The organism is Roseateles microcysteis, from assembly GCF_036880965.1.
In the GTDB taxonomy this organism is placed as follows: Bacteria; Pseudomonadota; Gammaproteobacteria; order Burkholderiales; family Burkholderiaceae_C; genus JAUASW01.
The window spans coordinates 67,020-82,557 of the sequence record NZ_JBAJMV010000002.1 but is presented as its reverse complement, the minus strand read 5'-3'; the positions used below and the strand labels follow the sequence as shown (position 1 = coordinate 82,557).

The 15,538-nt window shown below is 67.8% G+C and carries 14 protein-coding genes; 10 read left to right on the top strand and 4 right to left on the bottom strand.

Features of this window, described 5'->3' with window-relative positions; translation table 11 throughout:
* Positions 1-33 precede the first annotated feature (33 nt).
* A complete protein-coding gene (locus tag V3596_RS05285; RefSeq protein ID WP_334276575.1) occupies positions 34-1,656 on the bottom strand; it encodes an N-acyl-D-amino-acid deacylase family protein in 1,623 nt (540 codons plus the stop codon).
* Positions 1,657-1,780: 124 nt separating this feature from the next.
* Here V3596_RS05285 and V3596_RS05280 point away from each other — a divergent pair, with 124 nt between their 5' ends.
* The 10 genes from V3596_RS05280 to V3596_RS05235 all read left to right on the top strand — a co-directional run bounded on the left by V3596_RS05280 (position 1,781) and on the right by V3596_RS05235 (position 12,493).
* A complete protein-coding gene (locus tag V3596_RS05280) occupies positions 1,781-2,137 on the top strand; it encodes a DUF2946 family protein (protein WP_334276574.1) in 357 nt (118 codons plus the stop codon).
* Positions 2,138-2,317: 180 nt separating this feature from the next.
* Positions 2,318-3,502 (top strand): TolC family protein, encoded by a 1,185-nt coding sequence (locus tag V3596_RS05275; protein ID WP_334276573.1) that lies wholly within the window; start codon positions 2,318-2,320, stop codon positions 3,500-3,502.
* Positions 3,499-4,056: a hypothetical protein gene (locus V3596_RS05270; protein WP_334276572.1), complete on the top strand. Its 558-nt coding sequence runs from the start codon at positions 3,499-3,501 to the stop codon at positions 4,054-4,056. The genes V3596_RS05275 and V3596_RS05270 overlap by 4 nt, the downstream gene beginning before the upstream one ends.
* A complete protein-coding gene (locus tag V3596_RS05265) occupies positions 4,053-5,147 on the top strand; it encodes an efflux RND transporter periplasmic adaptor subunit (RefSeq protein ID WP_334276570.1) in 1,095 nt (364 codons plus the stop codon). The genes V3596_RS05270 and V3596_RS05265 overlap by 4 nt, the downstream gene beginning before the upstream one ends.
* A 9-nt stretch (positions 5,148-5,156) precedes the next feature.
* A complete protein-coding gene (locus V3596_RS05260; RefSeq protein ID WP_334276568.1) occupies positions 5,157-8,351 on the top strand; it encodes an efflux RND transporter permease subunit in 3,195 nt (1,064 codons plus the stop codon).
* 21 nt (positions 8,352-8,372) lie between these two features.
* Positions 8,373-8,744, top strand: a complete 372-nt coding sequence (locus V3596_RS05255; RefSeq protein ID WP_334276567.1) for a hypothetical protein — start codon at positions 8,373-8,375, stop codon at positions 8,742-8,744.
* Positions 8,745-8,788: 44 nt separating this feature from the next.
* The gene (locus V3596_RS05250) at positions 8,789-9,727 is read left to right on the top strand and encodes a DMT family transporter (RefSeq protein ID WP_334276566.1); all 939 of its coding nucleotides are present in this window, start codon (positions 8,789-8,791) and stop codon (positions 9,725-9,727) included.
* A gap of 43 nt (positions 9,728-9,770) precedes the next feature.
* Positions 9,771-10,760, top strand: coding sequence for a succinylglutamate desuccinylase/aspartoacylase family protein (locus V3596_RS05245; RefSeq protein WP_334276565.1), 990 nt, complete (start codon positions 9,771-9,773; stop codon positions 10,758-10,760).
* Positions 10,757-11,413, top strand: a complete 657-nt coding sequence (locus tag V3596_RS05240) for a DsbA family oxidoreductase (protein WP_334276564.1) — start codon at positions 10,757-10,759, stop codon at positions 11,411-11,413. Before V3596_RS05245 ends, V3596_RS05240 begins: the two co-directional genes overlap by 4 nt.
* Positions 11,414-11,512: 99 nt before the next feature.
* Positions 11,513-12,493: a recombination-associated protein RdgC gene (locus V3596_RS05235; protein WP_334276563.1), complete on the top strand. Its 981-nt coding sequence runs from the start codon at positions 11,513-11,515 to the stop codon at positions 12,491-12,493.
* 2 nt (positions 12,494-12,495) lie between these two features.
* On the opposite strand, the gene V3596_RS05230 is transcribed toward V3596_RS05235, so the two are convergent.
* The 3 genes from V3596_RS05230 to dusA form a co-directional block, all read right to left on the bottom strand.
* Entirely contained in the window at positions 12,496-13,737 is a 1,242-nt protein-coding gene (locus V3596_RS05230; RefSeq protein WP_334276562.1) for a DEAD/DEAH box helicase, read from the bottom strand.
* A 31-nt stretch (positions 13,738-13,768) separates the two neighbouring features.
* Positions 13,769-14,317 (bottom strand): methylated-DNA--[protein]-cysteine S-methyltransferase, encoded by a 549-nt coding sequence (locus V3596_RS05225; protein WP_334277347.1) that lies wholly within the window; start codon positions 14,315-14,317, stop codon positions 13,769-13,771.
* 108 nt (positions 14,318-14,425) lie between these two features.
* Positions 14,426-15,472, bottom strand: a complete 1,047-nt coding sequence (gene dusA, locus V3596_RS05220) for a tRNA dihydrouridine(20/20a) synthase DusA (protein WP_334276561.1) — start codon at positions 15,470-15,472, stop codon at positions 14,426-14,428.
* Positions 15,473-15,538: the final 66 nt, after the last annotated feature.

The following is a 15,538-nucleotide window of genomic DNA, read 5'->3' as shown; positions in this document are numbered from 1 at the left end:
CCCCACCCTGGACATCAGCGTGCATTGCTGTGGCTAGCGGGCCGCCGGCCCGCGCAGTGCCGCGCCCGCCTTGGCGCCGCTGTGCTTGCCGGCCTCCATCGTCACCACGCCATTGATCACCACCAGGTCGAAGCCTTCGGACAGCTGGTGCGGATGCTCGAAGGTGGCCCGGTCCCGGACTGTCTTGTCGTCGAAGATCACGATGTCGGCCGCATAGCCCGGGCGCAGCAGGCCGCGGTCATTCAGCTGGAAGCGCTGGGCCGCGAGCGATGTCATGCGGCGCACCGCCTCTTCCAATCGCATCACCTGCTCTTCACGCACGTATTTGCCGAGCACGCGCGCATTGGTGCCGTAGCTGCGCGGATGCGGCATGCCGGTGCCGCTCTGCACGCCGCCATCGGCGCCGACCATCGCAAAAGGCCAGGCCATGATGCGGCGCACGTCCTCTTCGCTCATGCCATGGAAGGTCATCTGCGCGCCGCCGGCCTGCACGATGTCCAGCAGGGTCTGGATCTCGGCCTCCATGGTCGCCGGACGGCCGCGCTGCTGATTGATCTGGCTGAGGTTGCGACCGTTCAGCGCCGGCTCAGGCGCATGGCGGGCCACCACCGCATAGGAAAAATCGGGCCGCTTGTTGCGCTGGGCGCTTTTCAGGATGTCGGCGGCGATGCGGGCGCGGTCGGCCGGGTCGGCCAGGCGCTTGGCAATCGCGGCTTGGCCGCCCTCCACTGCCCAATCGGGCAGCACGACGCTCAGCTGTGTGCTGCTGGCGGTGTACGGATATTGATCGATGGTCACGTCCAGCCCGTCGGCCCGGGCCTTCTCGATCAAGGCCAGGGTCTCTCGCGAGCGGCCCCAGTTGGCCGGCGCGCCGACCTTGAAGTGCGAGATCTGCACCGGCAGGCCGGCTTGCCGGCCGATGTCCAGCGCCTCGTTGATCGCCTCGACCACCTTGCTGCCCTCGTCCCGGATGTGGGAGGCATAGACGCCGTGGTGGCGCGCCGCCGCGCGGGCCAGGCCCACTACCTCGGGCGTGTCGCTGTAGAGGCCAGGCAAATAGATGAGGCCGGTCGAAAGGCCAACGGCGCCGTCGTCCATCGCCTGGTCCACCAGCGTTTCCATGCGCTTTTGCTCCGCAGGCGTGGCCGCGCGGCGCTCCAGGCCCATCACCTGCTTGCGCACCGTGTTGTGACCGACGAGGGAGGCCACATTGACCGACACGCCCTCCTTGGCCATGCGCTCGAAGAAGGCCTTGATGCCCAGTTCGTCCGAGGCCCCGCAGTTGCCGGTGATGAGCGTCGTGACGCCGTCATGAACGAAGTTGTCGGCCGTGGGCCGCGCGAACAGGTTGCCCTCGATGTGGGCGTGCGTGTCGATGAAGCCAGGCGCGACGATATGGTCGCGCGCGTCGAATACGCGCCGGGCCTGCACCGTGCCCAGCTGGCCCATGGCCACGATGCGGCCGCCCCGCACCGCCACATCGCCACGCACCCAGGCGTTGCCGCTGCCATCGACGATGCGGCCGTTGCGGATCAACAGGTCCACGGCGGGCTCCTTGACCTGCAGCGGTGCGTTGCCGCAGGAGCCAAGGGTCAGGAGAGCAGCGCAGGCGAGCAGGAAGCTGAGGCGGCGCAAGGTAGAACGGGTTGAAAGCATGGCTTGAAGACAAAAGCGTGGGGGCGCCCTCATTATGAAAAGCTGCATGCGCCGGGCAAGAGCCGATACCCGCGGACAGGCCGCATTGCGTACGCTGGCCGCCCGCTCCGATACACTGCCGACCATGCCCCGCCGCCTCGTCGCCCTGCTGATTGCCTTCTGCCTTTGCTGGCAGTCGCTGGCGTTTGCGGGCGTCGAAGTGCTCGTGCGCAAGGGCGAGGCGCAGCAGCATGCGCTGATGCATTTCGAGGGTCAGGCCCACCATCACCATGATGAGCACGGCGGCGTGCACAAGGATGCATCCGGCGCTTCGACCCAGCATGCGATGGACGATGCCTGCATGTTCTGCCCGGCCCTGATCCAGGACCTGCGGCTGACCTTGCCCATGCTGCGGCCCGATGCGCCACTGGAAGCGCTGGCCAGCGAGCCTGCGCTGCCCTTCCTGCCCGCCTTCGAGCGGCCTCCCAAACCGACGATCTGATCCCTGGTCGCGGCAGCGACGCCTGGTGCTGGTCCATCCGATGGCCGGCCTGCGGCAGCTGTCCGCCTTGACGCAGCCCAATCTGGCCGCGTTTCACCGCACAGATGATCGTCACTGATGAATCGCTTATCAAAAGCAAGCCCATGGCCTCGGCCATGGCGTGCTGCCTGCCTGCTCGCCTTGTTGGCAGCGGCGGGCGGCAGCTCTGCGCAAGGCGCCAAGACGGCCCCGACGCCGCTGACGCTCGGCCAGGCACTGCAAGCGGCCTGGACCCGCTCTCTCGATTCCACCGAAGCGCAGGGCCGGCAACGGCGTGTCGAGGCCGACCGGCAGCTTGCCGGCTCCTGGCTCGCCGCGCCGCCCAGCCTGGGCATCAGCCAGCGCCAGGGCCGCGGCGCCATCGGCGATCAGCGCGAGACCGAGCTGGAACTTGCCGCGCCGCTGTGGCGCCCAGGTCAGCGCCAGGCCAACAACCTGAGCGCCCAGGCCGAGGCCGAATGGTCGGCAGCCAGCGAGCAGGCCGCCCGGCTGCGCCTGGCCGGCCAATTGCGCGAGATCGCGGGCAAGCTGCAACTGCTGGCGGGAGATGTGCGGCAGGCCGAGCTGCAACAGCAACTGCTGGCGCAAGTGGCTGCCGACGTGGATCGCCGCGTCAAGGCTGGTGACCTGGCGCCGGCCGACGGCCTCGCCGCGCGCGCCGAAACGCTGGCTGCTGCGAGCCAGTTGCGCGAGCTGCAACAGGCGCTCGCCACGCAACACGCAGCCTGGCAGCTCATGACCGGTTTGCAGGAACTGCCGCCCGCAGAAGGGTCGGCGAATGCCCCGGCCGTGCTGGACAGCCATCCGGATTTGCAGCTGGCCGATGCCGCCGTCAAGCGCAGCAGCCAGCGCCTGGCCCAGCTGCGCAGCCAGCGCAACGCGCCGCCGGAGGTGGGCGTGGGCCTGCGCCAGGAGCGGCCCGGCCAGGGCCAGCCCGGGCAGAACAGTGTCACGCTCAGCTTGCGCATTCCCATCGGCAGCGAGACCCACAGCGGCCCACAGGAAGCTGCGGCGCTGGCTGAGCAGGACCTGGCCCTCGCGCAGCGGCAGCGCCTGCAGCTGCAACTGCATGCCGAGCTGAGCCTGGCCCGCAAGGCTCTCAGCGCAGCGCAGTCGCAGGCGGCAGCGGAGGCAGAACGCGCCAGCCTGCTGCGCCAACGCGCCGACTGGCTGGACAAGGCCTTCAAGGCCGGCGAAACCGCCCTGCCCGAACTCTTGCGCGCCCTCGCCGCCGCCGCCCAGGCAGAAGCCTCGGCGGCGCGCCAGCAAGCCGCACTTGCCGTTGCCCATGGCCGGCTACAACAAGCTCTTGGATTGATCCCATGAAACACCTCTTCTCATTGCCAGCCCTGCTGCTGGCCAGCGCGGCAGCCTTCGCCCATGGCGGTGACGACCATGGCAGCAAGCCACCACCTGCCGCCACCACCGCCTTGCCAAGGCTGGAAGCCCATACCGAGCTGTTCGAGCTGGTCGCCAGGCTCGATGTGAATGAGCTCTCGCTGATGATCGACCGCTATGCCAGCAACGAACCCCTGCTCAACGCCAGCGTCGAACTGGAGTCTGGCGGCCGCAAGGCCAAGGCCGCGTTCCATGCTGACAGCGGCAGCTACGAGGTCGACGACAAGGCCTTCCTGACGCTGCTGGCCACGCCGGGCGAGCATGCGCTGGTGATCACCGTGCGGGCAGGCGCAGAAGCTGACCTGCTCGATGGTGTGCTGCATGTGACCGCTGCCGGCGAACAGACCGACGTCCATGCAGGTCACGGCCAAGGACGCAGCCCCTGGCTGTGGGCCGGGCTCGCTGCGCCGCTGATTGCGGCCGCCGCCTGGTGGCGCCGCCGCTCGCTGCGTCGCTCGGTTTTCAAGGGAGGCCTGGCATGAAGACCGCGCTGATGACACTCGCGCTGCTGCTTGCAGGCACAGCCTTCGCCCACGGCCCCGACGGCGACAAGCACGAGGAGACGTCGGCCGTCGGCAGCGGCGGCCTCGCGCGCCTGCCGGACGGCAGCGTGCAGGTGCCCAAGCTGGCCCAGCGCCGCATGGCCATCCGGACCGTCCTCGCGGCCGAGAGCGAAGCGGCTGCCACGCTGCAGCTGCCCGGCCGCGTGATCGCCGACCCGAACGCCAGCGGCCAGGTCCAGTCTGCTCACGGCGGACGCATCGAGGCCGGTCCACGCGGCCTGCCGCTGCCCGGGCAGAAGGTGCAGGCGGGCGAGGTGCTTGCCTGGGTTCGCCACCATGCCGAGCCCTATGCCTATGCCGCCCAGCAGGCGCAACGCAGCGAATTGCAGGCTGCACGGCTGCTGGCCGAGAGTCGCCTCAAGCGGCTCGAGTCGCTGGAAGGCACGGTGCCTCGCAAGGACATCGAGGCCGCGCGCGTCGAGCTTGCTTCGCTCGCTGCCCGTGAGAAGGGCGTGGCCGAGAGCATCAGCGCCCGCGAAGCGCTGCGTGCGCCGATCTCTGGCGTCGTGGCGCGCAGCGAGCTGAAGGTCGGCGCCATCGTCGAAAGCCGCGAGCTGCTGGTCGAGGTCGTCGATCCGGCGCGCTGGATCATCGAAGCCACCAGCACCGACGCAGCGCTCGCCAGCCGCATTGCCGGCGCCAGGCTGGCGGAGCCCGGCGGTGCGGAGCTGCAAGTGCTGGGCGCTGCGCGGGTGCTGCGCGACGGCGTCTTGCCAATCAACTTCCGCATCCGCTCCAAGGCCGATGCGGCGCTGTCGCAAGGCCAGTCCGTCGGCGTGATCGTGCAGCTGAGCGACAAGCGCAAGGGCGTGCGATTGCCTTCGGCCGCCGTGGTGCGCGGCACAGCCAACGAGGCCGTCGTCTGGGTCAAGACGGGCGCCGAACGCTACCGCCCGGCGCCCGTGCAGACGCAGCCGCTCGATGACAGCACGGTGCTGGTCACGCAAGGCCTTGCGGCCGGCCAGCGCGTGGTGATCCAGGGCGCTGCCCTGGTCGCGCAGATCCGCTGAGGAACACCCATGGTCTTCAACTGGATCGTTCAAGCGAGCCTGCGCAACCGGCTTTTCGTGCTGGCCTTTGCCGCGCTCTTGATGGCCTATGGCCTCATCAGCGCCTGGCGCACGCCGGTCGATGTGTTTCCCGATCTCAACAAGCCCTTGGTGACGGTGCTGACCGAAGCCGGCGGCATGGCGCCCGAGGAGGTGGAGCAGCTCGTCACCGTGCCGGTGGAAACCGCGCTCAACGGCATGCCCGGCGTCAGCCGCGTGCGTTCGACTTCGGGCGTTGGCCTGTCCATCGCCTATGCCGAGTTCGACTGGGGCACCGACATCTTCCGCAACCGCCAGCTGGTGGCCGAACGCCTGGCGCAGCTGCGCAGCCAGCTGCCTGAAGGCGTGTCGCCGACCATGGGTCCGGTCTCGTCCATCATGGGTGAGGTGATGCTGATCGCCCTGCCCTTGGGTGAGCAGGAGCAGACGGCGCCGGGCCGCCCCAAGGCGTCTGCTATCCCCTCGGGGGATCGGCCGGCGTACTCGGCGGACGAGGGGTCATCATCCCTTCCGATGAAGGCGCGTGAGTACGTGGACTTTGTCTTGCGGCCACGGCTGCTCAGCATCCCCGGCATCGCGCAGGTCGTGCCCATCGGTGGTGAAGTGCGGCAGCTCCGCGTCGAGCCTGACCTGCAGAAAATGGCGCAGCTGGGCCTCTCGCTGACCCAGCTCGAGCAGTCGCTGCGCGGCTATGCTGGCAATGCCGGCGGCGGCTTCGTGGACCTGAATGGCCGCGAGTACCTGATCCGCCACCTGTCGCGCACCAGCAAGCTGCAAGACCTGCAGGCCTTGGCGGTCGCCTGGAAAGACGGCCGCCCGGTGCGCCTCGAACAGGTCGCCCAGGTGCGTTTCGCTCCCGCCATCAAGCGCGGCGACGCCGGCTACCAGGGCCGGCCGGCCGTGGTCATCAGCGTACAGAAGCAGCCGAATGCCGACACGGTGCGCCTGAGCCGCTCCATCGACCTTGCCCTGGCCGAACTGAAGGCGGGCCTGCCCAAGAGCCTCTCGGCGCCACGCGTGCTGTTCCGCCAGGCGGACTTCATCGAAGCATCCATCGGCAATGTCGGCGAGGCCCTGCGCGACGGCGCGGTGATGGTGGCGATCGTGTTGTTCGCCTTTCTGCTGTCCGCCCGCACGACCCTGATCTCGCTCCTGGCGATTCCGCTGTCGCTGGCGGTCACGGCCCTGGTGTTCCGGCTGCTGGACCAGTCGATCAACGTGATGACCCTGGGAGGCCTGGCCATTGCCATCGGCGAGCTGGTGGACGATGCGGTGGTCGACGTGGAAAACATCCTGCGCCGGCTCAAGGCCAATCGCACAGCTGCGAATCCCCTGCCGCTGCTGGAGCTGCTGCGACAGGCCAGCGTGGAGGTGCGCTCGGGCATCGTCTATGCAACGGTGATCGTGGTGCTGGTCTTCGTGCCACTGTTTGCGCTGCCCGGCATCGAAGGCCGGCTGTTCGCGCCGCTGGGCATCGCCTACATCGTCTCCATCCTCGCCTCCATGCTGGTCTCGATGACGGTGACACCGGTGCTGTGCAGCTTCCTCCTGCCCGGCATGAAGCGGCTTGACCATGGCGACAGCCCGCTGGTCGCACGGCTCAAGCACTGGGACGCGCGGCTGCTGCGCTGGTCGTTCCCGCGCTCGAAGCGGCTGGTGGCGGTGGCCTTGCTGTCGGTGGCTGCGGCGGCGGCCAGCATTCCCTTCTTCCCGCGCACCTTCCTGCCAGCCTTCAACGAAGGATCGCTGGTGCTGTCGCTGCTGTTCAACCCTGGCACTTCGCTGGCCGAGACCAATCGCTTGGGCGCCCAGGCCGAGCAATTGATCGCCACGGTGCCAGGTGTGGCGCAGGTGGGCCGCCGCACCGGCCGTGCCGAGCTCGACGAGCATGCCGAAGGCGTGCATTCCTCCGAGATCGACATCGACCTGAAGCAGGGCGGCAAGGGCGTGGACAGGCAGGCGCTGCTGGCCGAGGTGCGGGCGCGCCTGGCGTCGATGCCGGCACAGATCTCCATCGGCCAGCCTATTTCGCACCGGCTGGACCACCTGCTCTCCGGCGTGCGCGCACAGATCGCGATCAAGGTTTTCGGTGACGACACCGACACCTTGCGCGGCCTGGCCGAGCAACTGCGGCAGCAGCTCGCCCCGTTGCCAGGCCTGGTGGACCTGACGGTCGAGAAACAGGTCTTGATTCCGCAGATGCTGGTGCGCATCGACCATGAACGCCTGGCCCGCACGGGCCTGGCGCCAGGCGAGGCGCTGCGCATCCTGCAGGCGCTCACCGACGGCAGCCCGAGCGGGCAGATCGTCGATGGCGCGCGCCGCTACGAGCTGCTGGTGAGGTTGCCGGAAGGCCAGCGCGGGCCGCAAGACCTGGCCCGCATGCTGGTGGACACGCCGGCCGGCCGCTTGCCCGTGTCCAGCTTCGCCAGCATCGAGGAGTCCGATGGCCCGAACCAGATCGGCCGCGAGAACGGCCGGCGGCGCATCGTGCTGTATGCCAATACCGACGGCACGGACATGGCCCATGTGATTGCGGACATCCGCGAAATCGTGGCCAAGACGGAGTTGCCCACCGGCAGCTTCATCAGCCTGGAGGGCCAGTTCCAGGCGCAGGAGCAGGCGACCCAGCTCATCCTTGCGCTTTCGCTGATTTCGCTGGCCCTGATCTTCCTGGTGCTCTACTCACGCTATCGCTCGGCCCGCCTGGCAGCCATCATCATGGCCAATATCCCGCTGGCCCTGATTGGCAGCGTGGTGGCAATGTGGATGGCGGATGTGAGTCTCTCGGTGGCCACCATGGTGGGCTTCATCACGCTGGCCGGCATCGCCACGCGCAACGGCATCCTGAAGATCAGCCACTACGTGAACCTCTGCCGCTTCGAGGGCGAAAGCTTCGGCCAGGCGATGATCGTGCGTGGCTCGCTGGAGCGGCTGACGCCGGTCTTGATGACCGCCCTGGTGGCGGCCTTCGCATTGACGCCGCTGCTGTTGGCCGGGGATGCGCCGGGCAAGGAAATCCTGCATCCGGTGGCCGTGGTGATCTTCGGTGGCCTGGTCAGCTCGACCCTGCTCGACACCCTGCTGACGCCCCTGCTCTACTGGCGCTTTGGCCGCCGTGCCACTGAAAGGCTGCTGGCAGGCGCCAGCCAGGAGGCCCTTTGATCTCGGAACGGAATCATGCAAATGAAGAACACTTTTGTCGCCATGGCGCTGGCTGTGGCCGGTACGGTTTCGGGCGCGGTGCAGGAGATCCGCTGGAACGACGCGGGACTCCATGCGCAGGCGCTCGACGTTGCCCCAGGCAAGTTCGCCGAGGTCTGCGGGCCGCTGAAGGCCGGCGAGCAGGTGACCTGGTCCTTCGAGGCCGACGGCCCCATGAACTTCAACATCCACTATCACGAGGGCGACAAGGTCAGCTACCCGGCCCGTGAGAACGGCGTGAGCAAGCGCGCGGGCGAACTCAAGGTCGAACTCGACCACGGATACTGCTGGATGTGGAGCAACAAGGGCACACAGCCGGTCCGGCTGAAACTGGAGTTGCGGCACAAGCGCTGAGGACCCGCTGCGCACCGATCCCCCTTTCCCCCGCACCAAGCCCCATGAATTCCACCCACGTCCGCTGGCTGGCCTATGGCAGCCTGGCCCTCAGCACCAGCCTGGTCGGCAGCTACATCGGCCTGTCCAAGCTCCTGCTGGCCGCTTTCCCGGTCTTCCTGCTGGCCTGGCTGCGCTTCGGCCTGGCCGCCGTGCTGATGCTGCCCTGGCTGCGCAAGGACCCGGGCGAAGCGCCGCTGGACGCTCGCACGCACGGGCTGCTGTTTCTCGAATCCTTCGTCGGCAATTTCCTGTTCTCGATCTGCCTGCTGTTCGGCCTGCAGCGCAGCTCAGCGCTGGCGGCCGGCGTCATCATGGCGGGCATTCCGGCCGCAGTGGCCCTGCTCAGCTGGATGTTCCTGAAGGAGCGCATCTCGGGCCGCGTCGCCCTCGCCATTGCCTGCTGCGTGGCCGGCATCGCGCTGGTGGCCTTCGACCGCCCAGGCGGCCAGGCACAGACGAGCCTGCTCGGCGGCTTGCTCCTGCTGGCGGCCGTGTTCTGCGAAGCCGCCTACGTGGTGATCGGCAAGCGCCTCACGGCCAGTCTCTCGCCGCGCCGCATCAGTGCGCTGATCAATGGCTGGGGGCTGATCCTGGTCACGCCGCTGGGCCTGTGGCAGGCGGCCAGCTTCGATTTCGGCATACCTGCGCTGAGTGAATGGCTGGGGCTGCTCGGCTATGCCGCCGCCGCGAGCGTCATCACCGTCTGGCTGTGGATGACCGGCCTGAAGCGCATTCCCGCCGCGCAGGCCGGTGTCTTCATGGTCTTCCTGCCCCTGGCCACCGGCCTCGTGGGCATTGCCTTCCTGGGCGAGCAGCTGAGCCTCGTGCAGGCCCTGGCCTACGGCCTGGCGCTGCTTGGCGTGGTGCTCGCGACCACCGCACCGGCCACCGCTCATGAGTCTGGCCAGAAAAGCTATACCCCCGGACCGGCCAAGCCTTGAGCTCATGCCGGAGAATGACGGCCAATCCTTGCTGCAAATCATCATGACGACGCCCCATCCGACCCATCTGCGCATCCACCAACTCGCCGGCCTGAAGCCGGGCCCGAAGCTGTTGGTGACCGGCGCCGTTCACGGCAACGAAACCGCTGGCGTGGCCGGCATCGAGCGCGTGTTGAAGCAATTCGATGCCGGCGAGCTGACGCTTCTGTGCGGCACGCTGACGATGATCCCCATCGTCAACCCGCTGGCGCACCGTCTGCAGCGCCGTGAAGGCGAGCGCAACCTGAACCGCAACCTGCGCCCGGCGCCGATTCCACAGGACTTCGAAGACCGCATCGCCAATCAGCTCTGCCCGTGGCTGGCGCATGCCGATGTGCTCTTAGACCTGCACAGCTTCAACAACCCCGGCCCGGCCTTCGCCATGATGGGCCCGCGTGACAACGATAGCGATCTGGAGCCCTTCCGCCACGAGAAGGCGGAGGCTGCGCTCGCTGCCTGCGTGGGCACCGGCCGCATCGTCGAAGGCTGGCTCTCGACCTATGCGCTGGGCCTGCAGCGCCGCGCCGCGCGCCAGGGCGACGGCTCGCGCCAGGCCAGCCTGGTGCAGGACCCGCACTACGGCGTTGGCACCACCGAATACATGCGCAGCCAGGGCGGCTACTGCATCACGCTGGAATGCGGCCAGCATGTGGACCCGCAAGGCCCCGAGGTCGCCTACAAGGCCATCCTGCGCACCTTGACGCTTCTGGGCATGATCGCACCGGGTGCCGTGGAGCTGGCCGACCCGAACCGTCCGATCGAAGTGCTGCAGCTCTACGAGGTGATCGACCGTGAGCATGCCGACGACCAGTTCGCCCGCGAATGGGCCAGCTTCGACGAAGTGAGCGAAGGCCAGTTGATCGGCACCAGGCATGACGGCAAGCCGGTGCACGCACCCAGCGGTGGCCGCATCGTCTTTCCCAACAACAAGGCGCAGCCAGGCCAGGAATGGTTCTACCTGGCCCGCCCGAGCGACCGGAAACTGAAGCCATGACAGCCAAACAGCTCAAGATCGATTTCGTCTCCGACGTCTCCTGCCCCTGGTGCGCCATCGGGCTGAAGTCGCTCGAGCAGGCGCTCGGCAACCTCGCAGGCCAGGTTCAGGCCGAGCTGCATTTCCAGCCCTTCGAGCTGAACCCGCAGATGGTGCCCGGAGGCGAGGAGATCAACGAGCACCTGCAGCGCAAGTACGGCGCGAGCCTCGACCAGCTGCAGGCCACCCGCCAGGCGATCCGCGAGCGCGGCGCGGCCTTGGGCTTCAAGTTCAGCGTCGAGGCACGGGACCGGATCTACAACAGCTTCGACGCCCATCGCCTCCTCCACTGGGCCGGCCTGCAGGGCGGCAGCTTCCAGCGCGACCTGAAACTGGCGCTGCTTGGCGCCTATTTCACCGATGGGCTCAACCCCGGGGACCATGAAACGCTGGTCGCGCGCGCGGCCTCGGTCGGTCTGGACGCCGCGACCGCGCATGAAGTGCTGATCTCCGGCCAGTACACGGCCGAGGTGCGCGAGCGCCAGGCCTTCTACAACAGCCAGGGCATCCATTCGGTGCCTTCGGTGATCATCAATGACCGCCACCTTATCCAGGGCGGCCAGCCCCCTGAGGTTTTCCAGCAGGCATTGCTGCAGATTGCGGCCCAGGGCTGAGCGACAATCAAGCCCTGATTTCATCGGCGCGCCCCGTTGTGAAACGCAACGGGGCGCGCTGCATTTCCAGTCCCCATGCTTGATGGCAGGTAGAAGCAAGTGTTCAAGAACCTGATGGTGTACCGCGTCGGCGCCGAGTGGCAGGCCGACGTCGAGAAGATCGAAGAAGCGCTGGCCGCGGGCCGCTTTGTTGAATGTGGCGCCACGCAGGCGCAGTCCATTGGCTGGGTGCCGCCGCGCGGCGTCGAGCATGGCGTGCTGGTCGAGGCCATCGACGGCCACCTGCTCCTGAAGCTGATGGTCGAGCAGCGCGTGCTGCCGAGCTCGGTGGTCAAGCGCCGCGTCGAAGAAATGGCCGCCGCCGAAGAAGCGCAGAACGGCCGCAAGCCGGGCAAGAAGGCGCTCAAGGAAATGAAGGAGTTCGCCACGCAGGAACTGCTGCCGATGGCCTTCACCAAGCAGGGCAGCATCCGCGTCTGGATCGCGCCGCAGCAGCGCCTCTTGATGATCGACGCCTCCAGCCCGGCACGTGCCGAAGAGGTGGTGAGCCTCCTGATCAAGTCGCTGGACGGCCTGTCGCTGCACCTGATCCAGACTGCCGAATCGCCCGCCGTCTGCATGGCCGCCTGGCTGATGGACGGCCAGCCGCCGCATGAGTTCACCATCGATCGCGATTGCGAATTGAAGAGCGGCGACGAGATGAAGTCGGTCGTGCGCTACGCCCGCCACGCCCTCGACATCGAAGAGGTGCGCATGCACCTGCAAAGCGGCAAGGCGCCGACCAAGCTGGCGCTCTCGTGGCGCGACCGCGTGTCCTTCATGCTGACCGACACGCTGCAGATCAAGAAGATCTCCTTCCTGGACCTGGTGTTCGAAGGCAAGGACAAGCCGGCCAAGGACGAGGCGTTTGACGCCGACATGTCGCTCTCCACGCTGGAACTCGGCGAGCTGATCCCGGCGCTGATCGAAGGCCTGGGCGGCGAGCACGACTTCTTCGGCTCGGCGCCCGCTTCGACGGAAACATCAAAGCCCACGCTGGTCAAAGAAACGGCGCTGGAGGGCGCCGCACCCTGGGATTGAAATCAGTCGACTGAGCCCGACGCGGCCGCTGCGGCGGCCGCCCTGAGCTTGTCCTTCTTGCTCGGCCGCTTGCCCTTGATGCCGCCGTTCGGGTCGGACAAGGGCAGCTCTTCGCTCGCTTCGAACCCGTCGATCTGCTCGCGCATCACGCGCTGGCCCTGGCGTTTCTCGATCAGGCGGAAATGCGCTTCGGCCGCCGCCGGCACAAAGCTCACGGCCATGCCCGTGGCGCCGGCGCGGCCGGTGCGGCCGATGCGGTGCGTGTAATCGGCCGGCGAGCGCGGCAGGTCGTAATTGACGACCACCGGCAGGTCCGGAATATCCAGACCGCGGGCCGCCACATCGGTGGCCACCAGCACCTGCACCTCGCCGCTCTTCAGCGCCGCCAGCACTTGCGTGCGCGCACCCTGGCTCAACTCGCCGTGCAAGGCCGCGGCCTTGAAGCCGGTGTTCCAGAGCTTGTCCGACACATGCTCGGCCGCATAGCGCGTGGCAACGAAGACCAGCGCCCGCTCCCAGCCTTCGGCCTTGAGCAGGTGGCGCAAGAGCGGCGTGCGCTTGGCCTGGTCCACGACGATGGATCGCTGCGTGATCGCATCGGTTCGCACCGGCTCGGGCGCGATCTCGATGCGCCGCGGCTCACGCAAATGAGCGGCAGCCAACGCCTCGACCGGTTTCGGGAAGGTGGCCGAGAACAACAGAGTCTGTCGTTGCGCCGGCAACAGGCCCAGCACGCGCTGCAGCTCTTCGGCAAAGCCGAGCGACAGCAGGCGATCGGCCTCGTCCAGCACCAGCGTGCTCACGCCATCGAGGCGCAGCGCGTTGTGATCCACCACATCGAGCAAACGGCCTGGCGTGGCCACCACGATGTCGGCACCGCCGCGCAGCCCCATCAGTTGCGGGTTGATCGAGACACCGCCGAACAGCACGGCAATCTTCAGTCGCTCGGGCAGGTGGCGAGCCAGCTCGCGCAAGACCTCGCCCACTTGAACGGCCAGCTCACGTGTCGGCAGCAACAGCAAGGCGCGGGGTTGGCGCGCAGGAGCAGATTGCAGCAGGCGCTGCAGCAGAGGCAGGGCAAAGGCGGCGGTCTTGCCGGAGCCGGTCTGGGCCAGGGCGAGCAGGTCGCCACCGGTGAGGACGGCAGGAATCGCAGCGGCCTGGATGGCCGTGGGGGCGTGGTAGCCCTGCTCGCGCACCGCGCGGAGCAAGGCGGGCGACAGGCCCAGGGTTTGAAAAGACATGGCGGATTGTAGGTTTGCCGGCTCCGCCGTCTCAGAACAGCGAACTCTGTTCGCCTGCCTGCTGGCCGGTGGCGCGCGCTTCCATCGTCAAAAGCTTCAGCTTCGTCTGCACGCCGCCATGAGCAGAAAAACCGGTGCCGACGCCACCGCTGCCCATCACGCGATGGCAGGGCACGATGGGCGCAAAGGGGTTGCTGCCTTCGGCCTGGCCCACGGCTCGTGCCGCGCCGGGCAGGCCGAGCGCCATGGCCAGCTCGCCATAGGTGCGGGTCTGGCCGACCGGGATCTGCCGCGTCAAGACATGGACCTTGCGGTTGAACTCGGGCACGCCCTCCTCGTCCAGCTCGACCTCCAGCAGGTCGCGCACCTCGCCGCTCAGCAGCGCCGTCACGCCCTGGATGGCATGGCGCACCGCGGCCGGCAGGTCATTGGATTCAACCGCCGACGGGAAGCGAACACGCATGCGGTCTCGCGTGGCAGCTGCGCTTTCTTCGGGCAGCTGCGAGCCGCGGATGCCGCCCGCTTCGCTCCAGGCGATGCCGCAAGTGCCCAGTGGCGTGTCGTAGCAGTGGAAGAACATCCGCTTCAATGCGCATCCTCCTTGGTGCAGAAGGCCCGCGCTTCGGCGGGTGCCGCCCGCAAGCGCGTGTTCAGGCAGTCGTCCAGCAGGCAGACGAGGCGCAGCATTTCAAGCCGGCTGGGGATGGCGGTTGCTGGATTGATGTTCTGCGGCATCGGCCGCAATACCCCGCCGCGCGGCATCAGCCAGCGCCGCCACTTCACGAGCCGGCAGCGCCTTCATCTTGTGATCGCTCCAGATCTGGCGCCAGCGGCGCGCGCCGGCCTCGCCATTCCACAGCCCCAGCGCATGCCGCATGGCCTGAGGCCAGTGGCGACGCGTGGCCTGGCTGCGATGGTCCAGCCATTCGACCCAGGCCGCCTCGACCTGCTCCCGGCTTTCGGCCGGCCCGGCCTGACCGAAGAAGCGCTGATCCCAGCCGGCCATCTGCCAGGGCTCGTGATAGGCCTGGCGGCCCACCATCACGCCGTCCACATGCTGGAGCTGCCGCTCGATCTCCTCATCGCTCTTCACTCCGCCGTTCAGCACGATGGTCAGCTGCGGGAACTCGCGCTTCAACTGGTGCACCAGCTCGTAGCGCAGCGGCGGGATCTCGCGGTTTTCCTTCGGCGAGAGGCCTTGCAGCCAGGCATTGCGCGCATGGACGATGAACACCTCGCAACCAGCCTCGGCAATCGTGCCGACGAAATCGCGCACGAAGTCATAGCTCTCCTCGCGGTCGATGCCGATGCGGTGCTTGACCGTCACCGGAATTCCCACCACATCGCGCATCGCCTTCACGCCATCAGCCACGAGCTTGGGCTCGGCCATCAGGCAGGCACCGAATGCGCCCTTCTGCACCCGTTCGCTGGGGCAACCGCAGTTCAGGTTGACCTCGTCGTAACCCCACTTCTCGGCCAGCCTGGCGCAGGCCGCCAGGTCGGCCGGCTCGCTGCCGCCCAGTTGCAAGGCGACCGGATGCTCGACGGCGTCGTAGTCCAGGTGCCGAGGCACATCGCCATGCAGCAGCGCACCGGTGGTCACCATCTCGGTGTACAGGCGGGCCTGGCGGGTCAACAGGCGATGGAAGACGCGACAGGGGCTGTCGGTCCAGTCGAGCATGGGGGCGACCGAAAGGCGCCAAGGAGAGGAAAGCGATGGAAGAGAAGCGTTCACCGCGACATTATCCCAGCGCTGCCCCGGCGCGCGCTTTCGCGGGACTTGCCAACTCGGCGTACTGCC